The sequence below is a fragment of the Lactobacillus nasalidis genome (assembly GCF_016587775.1).
Taxonomy (GTDB): domain Bacteria; phylum Bacillota; class Bacilli; order Lactobacillales; family Lactobacillaceae; genus Lactobacillus; species Lactobacillus nasalidis.
Genome location: NZ_BOCG01000643.1, coordinates 1 through 8,498 on the forward strand (window position 1 = coordinate 1; position 8,498 = coordinate 8,498).

Here is an 8,498-nt window from a genome sequence, read left to right on the forward strand (position 1 = left end):
GGCCATCTACGCTGAAGCCATTTACGAATTAAGCAAGTAGCAGACACAAAAAAGACTTTTGCCCCAAAAAGGCAAAAGTCTTTTTTATCTGGCCGCTTTCAGCTCCTCGCAGACCTGCCGGTGCCGGTCAGCATAAAGGCTGCTCTTCTCCCAAATAAAAGTGAAGTCGTGGCGGATCTGGAAGTCCCGCAAATTTAATTTCCGCAGCTTTCCGGCTTTCAGCAGGTCGCTGACGGCCGTCTGGTACAAAAAGGAGACTCCGCAGTTGGCCAAAAGCAGCTGGGTGATCATCTGCATGTTGCCGACTTGGACATACTGCTTGAAGTCGCTGATTTCCCGCCCCTGGGCCTGGAGGCTGTTTTCCAGGATTTTCCTGGTCCCCGACCCCGGTTCTCTGACCAAAAGGCGCTGGCCAAAGAGGTCGGCGATCTGGTCAGGCTCTTTGGCAAAAGCCAGCTTGGGCGAGCAGACGGCGATGAAGTCCTCGCTTTGGTAGCGCAGGCTGGCATAGCCGCTGGCCGGGTCGCCTTCCACCAGGGCAAAGTCTAAGTCCCCCTCGTCCAATTTTTTGGTCAAAAATTCGGTATTGCCGTAGACGACTTCAACGTTGGTCCGGGGATGCTCCTGCAAAAAGCGGCTGAGCGGCTTGGCCAAGGCGTATTCACCAATGGTCACCCCGAAGCGGACAGGCGGCAGGTCGGCCTGCTGAATTTCGGCCTTAAGCAGGCGCTCGTCGCTCTGCATCTGCCGCATGGCCAGGCGCAGCTTTTCTCCCGCGGCCGTCAAAGCCAGCTTCTTGCCCTGGTAGCTGAAAAGCTTGGCCTGGTATTCCTTTTCCAGAAAGCGGATGTGCTGGGAGACCGCCGGCTGGGTCACGTGCAGGCGGTCAGCGGCCCGGGTGAAGTTCATGGTCTCGCAGACCGTCAAAAAAGTCTTGACGCGAAAATCAAGCATGCTTGCCCCCTTTATCAATAAATCGAGTTTATCGACAGATAATAATCTATAATTTTATTTTCTACTATTTTACCTCTATACTTAAGCATGTTCAAAAAAACATCTGGAGGCAAAAACATGAATTGGATTAAAAAGAAGCTGCCGGGCATCCTGGTCTGTCTGGCTATCGCCATCCCCGCCTGGCTCTTAGGCAAGGCCTTCCCGGTCATCGGGGGCGCCGTCTTCGCCATCTTGCTCGGTATGGTCATCACCCTCTTTTGGGAAGACAAGCAAAAAGCAGCCGACGGCATCAAGTGGACGTCCAAGTACATCCTGCAGACGGCCGTGGTCCTCTTGGGCTTCGGGATGGACCTGCAGGTGGTGGTCAAGACTGGCAGCCAGTCCCTGCCGATCATCGTCTGCACCATCTCGACCTCGCTCTTGATCGCCTGGCTTTTGCACAAGTATTTCAAAATTCCCAGCAAGATTTCAACCCTGATCGGGGTCGGCTCATCCATCTGCGGGGGCAGCGCCATCGCCGCTACCGCCCCGGTCATCGACGCTGACGACGACGAAGTGGCCCAGGCCATCTCCGTCATCTTCTTTTTCAACGTCTTGGCCGCCATCCTCTTCCCGATCTTCGGCAAGATCCTGGGCTTTGACCAGACCAGCGGGAATTCTTTCGGCATCTTTGCCGGAACGGCCATCAACGACACTTCTTCCGTCACTGCCGCGGCCGCTACTTGGGACAACATGTTCCACCTGGGCAGCCAGACTTTGGACAAGGCCGTGACCGTCAAATTGACCAGAACCCTGGCCATCATCCCGATCACCCTGGCACTGGGCTATTTCACGGCCAAAAAGGAGCAAAGAGGCAACAGCTTCAGCCTGAAGCGGGCTTTCCCGGCCTTCATCCTCTACTTCATCCTGGCCTCTTTAATCACCACCTTTGCCCTGGCCAGCGGCGTCAGCGCCAGCGTTTTCCTGCCCTTGAAGGAATTGAGCAAGTTCATGATCGTCATGGCCATGGCCGCGATCGGCCTTAATTCCAACATCGTCAAGCTGGTCAAGTCCGGGGCCAAGCCCCTCCTGCTCGGCGCTTCCTGCTGGGCCGGAATCACGGCCGTCAGCCTGCTTTTGCAGCGGGTCTTAGGCTTGTGGTAAAGAGATAAAAAACAGGTGATTTAGCGCACGAAAAAAGACTTTTACCTAATGGTAAAAGTCTTTTTCATTTGCGAGCTTACTTGATGCCAGCTTCGTCAAGCTGCTTCAAGGTCAGGTCCAGGTGCTTCATGACCGTTTCCTTGCCCATCAGTTCCATGGCTTCGCCGATGCCAGGGCCGACCATTGACCGGGTAGTGGCAATCCGGATTGGCATGAAGAGCTTGCGGCCCTTGATGCCGGTTTCCTTCCGGGTGGACATGATGGCGCCCATGATCTTCTTGGCCGTGAAGTTGTCCAATTTGTCCAGCTGCTTCTTGAATTCTTCAATTGCTGGACGGGCTTCGTCCTTCTTGATTTCTTCGACTTCTTCGTCAGTCAGGTATTCGGCTTCAGTGAAGAAGATCTTGCTCAAGTCGACGATTTGCTTGGTGTAGGACATTTGGTTGGCGTACATGTTGACCAATTGTCTTACCCATTCCATCTTGCCTGGAGCCGGACTAGCTTCAACCAGGCCAGCTTCTTGCAGGTTGTGCAAAGACAGGTCCAAAAGTTCGTCTCTGTCGGCAGTCTTCATGTACTGGTTGTTGACCCAGTCCAGCTTCTTTTGGTCAAAGGCAGCCGGTGACTTGGACAGACGAGCCGGGTCAAACTGCTTGATGAATTCGCGCTTGGAGAAGATTTCGCTTTCGCCAACCGGTGACCAGCCCAGCAAGGTGATGAAGTTGAACATGGCTTCTGGCAGGAAACCAAGCTCTCTGTATTGTTCGATGAACTGCAAAACTGATTCGTCACGCTTGGACAGCTTCTTGCCAGTGGCTGAGTTGATGATCAAAGTCATGTGGCCGAAGACCGGAGCTTCCCAGCCCAAGGCTTCGTAAACGCAGAGCTGCTTTGGCGTGTTGGAGATGTGGTCATCGCCCCGCAAAACGTGGCTGATTTCCATCAAGTGGTCGTCGATAACGACAGCGAAGTTGTAAGTCGGCATCCCATCGCGCTTTTGGATGACGAAGTCGCCGCCGATAGTGTCGGATTCAAAGCTGAGGTGGCCCTTTACGATGTCGTCCCATTCGTAAGTTACGTCTTCAGGAATGTGGATGCGGACAACCGGCTTGAGGCCCTTGGCCCGGGCTTCGTCTTGGGATTGCTTGATTTCGTCAGCAGTCATGCCTTCGTATTCGTAGACATAGTGCGGAGCAATCCCCATGGCCCGCTGTTCTTCACGCTGGGCTTCCAGTTCTTCTTCGGTTTCAAAGGAGTAGTAAGCCTTGCCTTCTTCAAGCAGCTGGTCGATGTACTTTTGGTAGATGTCCTTTCTCTCGGACTGCTTGTAAGGGCCGTAGTCGCCGCCGACGTCCGGACCTTCGTCCCAGTCGATCCCCAGCCAGTGCAGGTTTTCGATTTGAGATTCAGCCCCGCCTTCAACGTTTCTGGCGGTGTCAGTGTCTTCGATTCTCAGAACCAAAGTCCCCTTGTTGTGACGTGCAAACAGATAGTTAAACAGAGCAGTACGCGCGTTACCAATGTGCAAGTGGCCAGTTGGTGACGGAGCGTATCTCACGCGGATTTTCTTATTAGCCAAAATTATGCCTCTTTCTTACTATTCTTCAACTTACTAAGTTTACTAGCAATAAGGAAAAAATTCAATCTTTCCCGCCAAATGGGCAAGCAAAAATGCCTGCCGGAGGCAGACATTCGCTAATAAGTTTCGTTTTTGCTATTTTTTGGCTTCTACGCCCTTCTTGAAGACGAAGTATTCCGCTGCCCACAAGACAGCCGTGTAGGCCACTTCTGCCAAAAGGTAGAGCCAGCTGACCACTGGCAGGCTCAAGTCCGTGTGGGAAGTGTGGAAGCCAGTATTGTCGATGACAAAGCTGAAGTCAAAGCCGGAATTGGAGATCATGTTGAGGATCGCGCTCAAGATGCTGCTGCTGCCCCAGGAAAGCAGGGCCAAAAGCGCGAGCAGGATGACCGCCTTGGCAAACTTGCTCCATCTGCCCTTCAAAGGCAGGAAGTCGCCCAAAACGCTGGCTGATTCAGTAATAAAGAGCCAGAAGCAGATGCCGCCGACATAGCTGACCATGGCAAACAGGACCAGGTAAATGCTCCAGTTGATGATGCTGGAGACGTATGGCTGGAAAGCCGCTGCTGTTTGGGCATCAATCTGCATCTTCCCGCCGAAAGCAAACGGCAGCAAGGTTAAGGCAAGGATCAAGAGGTTTCCCAAGCAAAAGATGACCAGATCCGCCAGGCCCGTGAGCAGGTTGGCCGTCAAGAAGCTGCCGGTCGTTACCGGTACTTGCCGCCAGGTCTGGGACCGGTTGATCCTGTAGGCAGCCATGATAATGTCGATTGAGTACCAGGCACACATGAAGAAAATCACGGTTGCGGAGAGTCCGACGCTGATGCCATTTGAATCACTGCCAAAACCATATCTGATACCGAAATACAAGTTGATCAAGAGGACAAAAACTGCCTCGATGCCCAGGCCAAGCCAGGCGGTCCGGCTTTTTTCCTTGAACATGGCCGCGAAAGTCTTTTTAAAACCAATCATTACTCTTCCCCCTCGTAGAATCCTTCATACCACTCTTCGATGCTTTCGTGCTCAGCCCGGATTTCTTCGGCGCTGCGCTGCTCCAAGACTGAATGCTTCTTGATCAAAACGACCTCGTCGACCACCGGCGCGATTTCGTCTAAGACATGGTCGCTGATGACCAGGGTCGCCTCTTCCGGCTTCCAGAGCAGCATGGACTTGATGATCTTCTTCCGGCTCATGGCGTCGACCCCGCTGAAAGGCTCATCTAAGAGATAGAGCTTGGCCTTGCGGGAGAAGACCAGGGCAATGATCAGCTTCTCCTTCATCCCCTTGGACAGGCTGCCCAGTCTTTCTTCTTCATTCAGGTTCATGAATTCCAAAATATCGGCAAACTGCTTGGCGTCAAAGTCCGGGTACAGCATCTGGTAGAAGCTGGCCACTTCCTTGATCTTGCGGAAGTCACGGAAGGCAGACAGGCTGTCGGTCATGGCAATGTACTGCTTGCGGCGGTCTTCATCCCCTTCGCCGCAAACCTGGACGCTGCCCTTGTACTGCTTGGCCAGGCCCGCGATCACCCGCATCAGGCTGGTCTTGCCGGCCCCGTTGGCCCCGACCAAGGCCACGATCTTTCCGGCTGACAAAGTCAGGTTGACTCTTTCCAAAATCGTCTTTGAATTCTTGCGGTAGCTTAAATCCTTAATCTCCAAAGCGTTCATGCTATTCCTCCCCGGTTTCAATCAAATAGTTTGTCAATAGTCCAGTCAGGCTTTCCCTTTCGACTCCGAGCTTCTCCATGCGGCTGACAAAGGCCGCCAGCTCCTGCTTCAGCAGTTTGGTCTTCATTTCCTCCAGGCGGCTTTCATCGGTCGTGACGAAGTTGCCTTCGCCGCGCTTGCTGTAGACATAGCCTTGAGCCGTCATTTCTCTCAGCGCCCGCTGAACCGTGTTGGCGTTGACCGTCAATTCAAGTGCCAGGGCTCTGACGGAAGGCAGCTTGTCGCCGGCCTTGATCTTGCCCTGGGCGATCTGCAAGTAGATGTAGTCTTCGATCTGCAAGTAGATCGGCAGGTTGTCTTTGAATTTCATTTTCACACCCCTTCGCTGTACTAGCTATCTAATACACTGTTAGTGTATGACAGTCTTCCCGCCGCGTCAAGTAAAAAAGCAAAAAAGTCAAAATTTTTCCTTTTTATTTTTTGCCCGGCTTTTAAGTCGGCTTCTTTTTCCTTCCTGGGGAAGCATCCTCTATTTAAAAGTTAGCTCGCCTGTGACATTAGCTAATACTTAAAGTTATCCTTTGCCGCTCCGGCGCTATTTTCATTCCAGCTTAAGCGCCGGCTCATCTTTGACTCATAGTCGCAAGAAAGCGTTTATTTTAAGAAAATTTCTGTTAGACTACAATTAGTGTTTGATAATATAACCTTTTCAAGGAGGACAATATGAAAAAGACCAAGACTTTTTTGGCTGCCGGCACCCTGCTGACGGCGGCGCTGGCTTTGACGGCCTGCGGCGGCAGCTCTTCATCTTCTTCATCCAAAAAAGAACTGAACTGGGAAGAATCAGCTGAAATTCCTACGATGGACCTGTCCAAGGCCACTGACTCTGCCAGCTTTACCCAACTGATCAACACCATGGAAGGTTTGTACCGGGCAAAGTCTGACGGCAGCCAGGAAAAGGCCATGGCCACCAGCGAAAAGATTTCCAAGGACGGGAAGACCTACACCTTTACTCTCCGTAAGGACAACAAGTGGTCAAACGGTGACCCGGTAACGGCGCAGGACTTTGTCTACTCATGGCGCAGAACGGTTGACCCGAAGACTGCTTCTCAATATGCCTACCTGTTTGAAGGCATCAAGAACGCCATGGACATCCAAAACGGCAAGAAGAAGCCGGAAACTCTGGGGATCAAGGCCGTTGGCAAGTACAAGCTGGTCGTAACTCTGGACCGGCGGATTCCTTACTTCAACAACCTGATGGCCTTCGGCAGCTTCTTCCCGCAAAACGAAAAGGCTGTCAAGAAGTACGGTTCCAAGTACGGCACTGCCTCCAAGTACATGGTCTACAACGGGCCATACGTCATGAGCGGCTGGACCGGGTCAAACCTGTCTTGGAAGCTCAAGAAGAACCCATACTACTGGGACAAGAAGAACGTCAAGCTGGACGCGGTCAACTACAGCGTGCAAAAGACCCCGTCAACTGCCTACAACCTCTACCAGTCAAACAAGCTTGACGCTGTTTCCCTGGATGCTGAACAAAGCAAGCAGCTCAAGAGCGTCAAGGGCTACAAGCTCTACCCACGCGGGACGACCTTCTACATCCAATTCAACCAGGCTAAGAACAAGTACCTGCAAAACGCCAACATCCGCAAGGCCCTCTCCATGGCCATCAACCGGCAAAGCCTGACCAAGGTTCTGGGCGGCAGCAACACTGTAGCCCACACCCTTACTCCAGAGAAGCTGACCACGGTCAACGGCAAGGACTACACCAGCCTGATTTCCAAGAGCGACGAAGCTTACACTTACTACAACAAGAAGCAGGCCCAAAAGTACCTTAAGCAGGGGCTGAAGGAACTTGGCGTCTCCAAGCTGAACTTCAAGCTTTTGTCAGACGACACCGACGGTGCCAAGAAGTCTACTGAAGCAATGCAGTCAAACATTGAAGAAACCCTGCCGCAAGTCTCCATCACCACGCAGAACCTGCCATTCAAGACCCGTCTGTCCAGAACTGACGCCGGCAACTTTGACATGGTCGTAACTGCCTGGGGCGCCGACTTCAACGACCCGATCTCCTTCCTGGACCTGCTGACTACTACCAACGCTCAAAACGGCGGCAAGTGGTCAAACAAGGAATACGACAAGCTGATCGCTGCTTCCAAGACTACCGGCTCAGACTCTGAACGCTGGAGCGACCTGTCCAAGGCTGAAGGCGTCCTCTTGAAGGATGTCGGTATTTCACCGCTTTACTCCAGCACCAGTGCCTGGATCGTTCGTCCAAACATCAAAGGCTTGGTAAACCTGCGCGACCACTGGGACTTCAAGTACGCTTCTGTCAACTAGTGTCCGCAAGGCTAAAAACAACTGAATCACTGAAAATAGCAGACCATTCGGGTCTGCTATTTTTGTACTTTAGCTGTTTTTCTTGCTACAATTGAACTGATTTTTAGAAAGATTGGCGGCAGGCAAAAAATGTACAAAGTAGTCAAGAAAGAAACTATCAAGGCTGACCGTTTTACGGTCATTCAGGAGAAAGTGGCTAAAGACGGGCAAATAGCCCCATATTCTTACGTCACGATCGGCTTCGGAATCTCCATCATCCCCTTCGTTGATGACGACCATGTCCTGCTCTTGAAGGAATACCGGCATCCCGTTGGCAGCTGGCAATACGAGTTCCCCAGCGGCGGCATTGACCAAGGAGAAGAAGCCAGCCAGGCAGCCAGAAGAGAGCTGCTGGAAGAAACCGGCTATGAGGCCAGCCAGTTGACAGAGCTGGGTTTCACCTACCCTTCTTTTGGCTCAACCAATGAGAAGATCACCCTTTTTGCCTGCCGGGCCAAAAAAGTGGCTCAGCCAAAAAGAGAAATTCTGGAGGAAATCAAGATGGAGATCGTCTCTGTCGACCAGCTGGAAGACTTGATCGTCAAAGGCGAGTTTGCCCATGGGGCCGGCCAGGCAGCCTGGCTCAAGTGGCGGCTGCTTAATGAGAGAAGATAAGAAAAGCAGGAAAGACTAAAAAGGTCAAGCGAGAAATCGCTTGACCTTTTTTACTTACAGAAGCAGCAAGTCTTTCCTGGTCTTGGTGAAGGGGTGGAAGCCTTCTTCGCCAAGATACCCGCAGTCTTCTATTCTGACGCCGCCGACGCCTGGCAGAT

The 8,498-nt window shown here is 52.3% G+C and carries 8 protein-coding genes; 3 read left to right on the forward strand and 5 right to left on the reverse strand.

Annotated elements, in window-relative coordinates; genetic code table 11:
* Positions 1 to 84 precede the first annotated feature (84 nt).
* The gene (locus lacNas_RS12165; RefSeq protein ID WP_201332010.1) at positions 85 to 954 is read right to left on the reverse strand and encodes a LysR family transcriptional regulator; all 870 of its coding nucleotides are present in this window, start codon (positions 952 to 954) and stop codon (positions 85 to 87) included.
* 117 nt (positions 955 to 1,071) lie between these two features.
* Here lacNas_RS12165 and lacNas_RS12170 point away from each other — a divergent pair, with 117 nt between their 5' ends.
* Positions 1,072 to 2,097 (forward strand): YeiH family protein, encoded by a 1,026-nt coding sequence (locus lacNas_RS12170; RefSeq protein ID WP_201332011.1) that lies wholly within the window; start codon positions 1,072 to 1,074, stop codon positions 2,095 to 2,097.
* 76 nt (positions 2,098 to 2,173) lie between these two features.
* On the opposite strand, the gene gltX is transcribed toward lacNas_RS12170, so the two are convergent.
* From gltX to lacNas_RS12190, 4 genes are all read right to left on the reverse strand, one after another.
* Positions 2,174 to 3,676 carry a glutamate--tRNA ligase gene (gltX, locus tag lacNas_RS12175; RefSeq protein ID WP_201335890.1) on the reverse strand — a complete coding sequence of 501 codons (1,503 nt, stop codon included), beginning with the start codon at positions 3,674 to 3,676 and terminating at the stop codon, positions 2,174 to 2,176.
* 135 nt (positions 3,677 to 3,811) lie between these two features.
* Entirely contained in the window at positions 3,812 to 4,648 is an 837-nt protein-coding gene (locus tag lacNas_RS12180; RefSeq protein ID WP_201331979.1) for an ABC transporter permease, read from the reverse strand.
* Positions 4,648 to 5,346, reverse strand: a complete 699-nt coding sequence (locus lacNas_RS12185) for an ABC transporter ATP-binding protein (protein WP_201331980.1) — start codon at positions 5,344 to 5,346, stop codon at positions 4,648 to 4,650. Before lacNas_RS12185 ends, lacNas_RS12180 begins: the two co-directional genes overlap by 1 nt.
* Before the next feature lies 1 nt (position 5,347).
* The gene (locus lacNas_RS12190) at positions 5,348 to 5,716 is read right to left on the reverse strand and encodes a GntR family transcriptional regulator (protein ID WP_201331981.1); all 369 of its coding nucleotides are present in this window, start codon (positions 5,714 to 5,716) and stop codon (positions 5,348 to 5,350) included.
* Between the two features lie 353 nt (positions 5,717 to 6,069).
* On the opposite strand from lacNas_RS12190, the gene lacNas_RS12195 reads away from it, so the two are divergent.
* Both lacNas_RS12195 and lacNas_RS12200 read left to right on the forward strand, forming a co-directional pair.
* Positions 6,070 to 7,686 carry a peptide ABC transporter substrate-binding protein gene (locus tag lacNas_RS12195; protein ID WP_201331982.1) on the forward strand — a complete coding sequence of 539 codons (1,617 nt, stop codon included), beginning with the start codon at positions 6,070 to 6,072 and terminating at the stop codon, positions 7,684 to 7,686.
* A 129-nt stretch (positions 7,687 to 7,815) separates the two neighbouring features.
* Complete coding sequence (locus lacNas_RS12200; protein WP_201331983.1) at positions 7,816 to 8,340, forward strand: NUDIX domain-containing protein; 525 nt, start codon at positions 7,816 to 7,818, stop codon at positions 8,338 to 8,340.
* Positions 8,341 to 8,498 lie beyond the last annotated feature (158 nt).

Coding starts and splice junctions, on each gene's coding strand:
- lacNas_RS12195 (WP_201331982.1), top strand. CDS start 6,070: ATGAAAAAGACCAAGACTTTTTTGGCTGCCGGCACCCTGCTGACGGCG.
- lacNas_RS12200 (WP_201331983.1), top strand. CDS start 7,816: ATGTACAAAGTAGTCAAGAAAGAAACTATCAAGGCTGACCGTTTTACG.
- lacNas_RS12190 (WP_201331981.1), bottom strand. CDS start 5,716: ATGAAATTCAAAGACAACCTGCCGATCTACTTGCAGATCGAAGACTAC.
- lacNas_RS12180 (WP_201331979.1), bottom strand. CDS start 4,648: ATGATTGGTTTTAAAAAGACTTTCGCGGCCATGTTCAAGGAAAAAAGC.
- lacNas_RS12170 (WP_201332011.1), top strand. CDS start 1,072: ATGAATTGGATTAAAAAGAAGCTGCCGGGCATCCTGGTCTGTCTGGCT.
- lacNas_RS12185 (WP_201331980.1), bottom strand. CDS start 5,346: ATGAACGCTTTGGAGATTAAGGATTTAAGCTACCGCAAGAATTCAAAG.
- lacNas_RS12165 (WP_201332010.1), bottom strand. CDS start 954: ATGCTTGATTTTCGCGTCAAGACTTTTTTGACGGTCTGCGAGACCATG.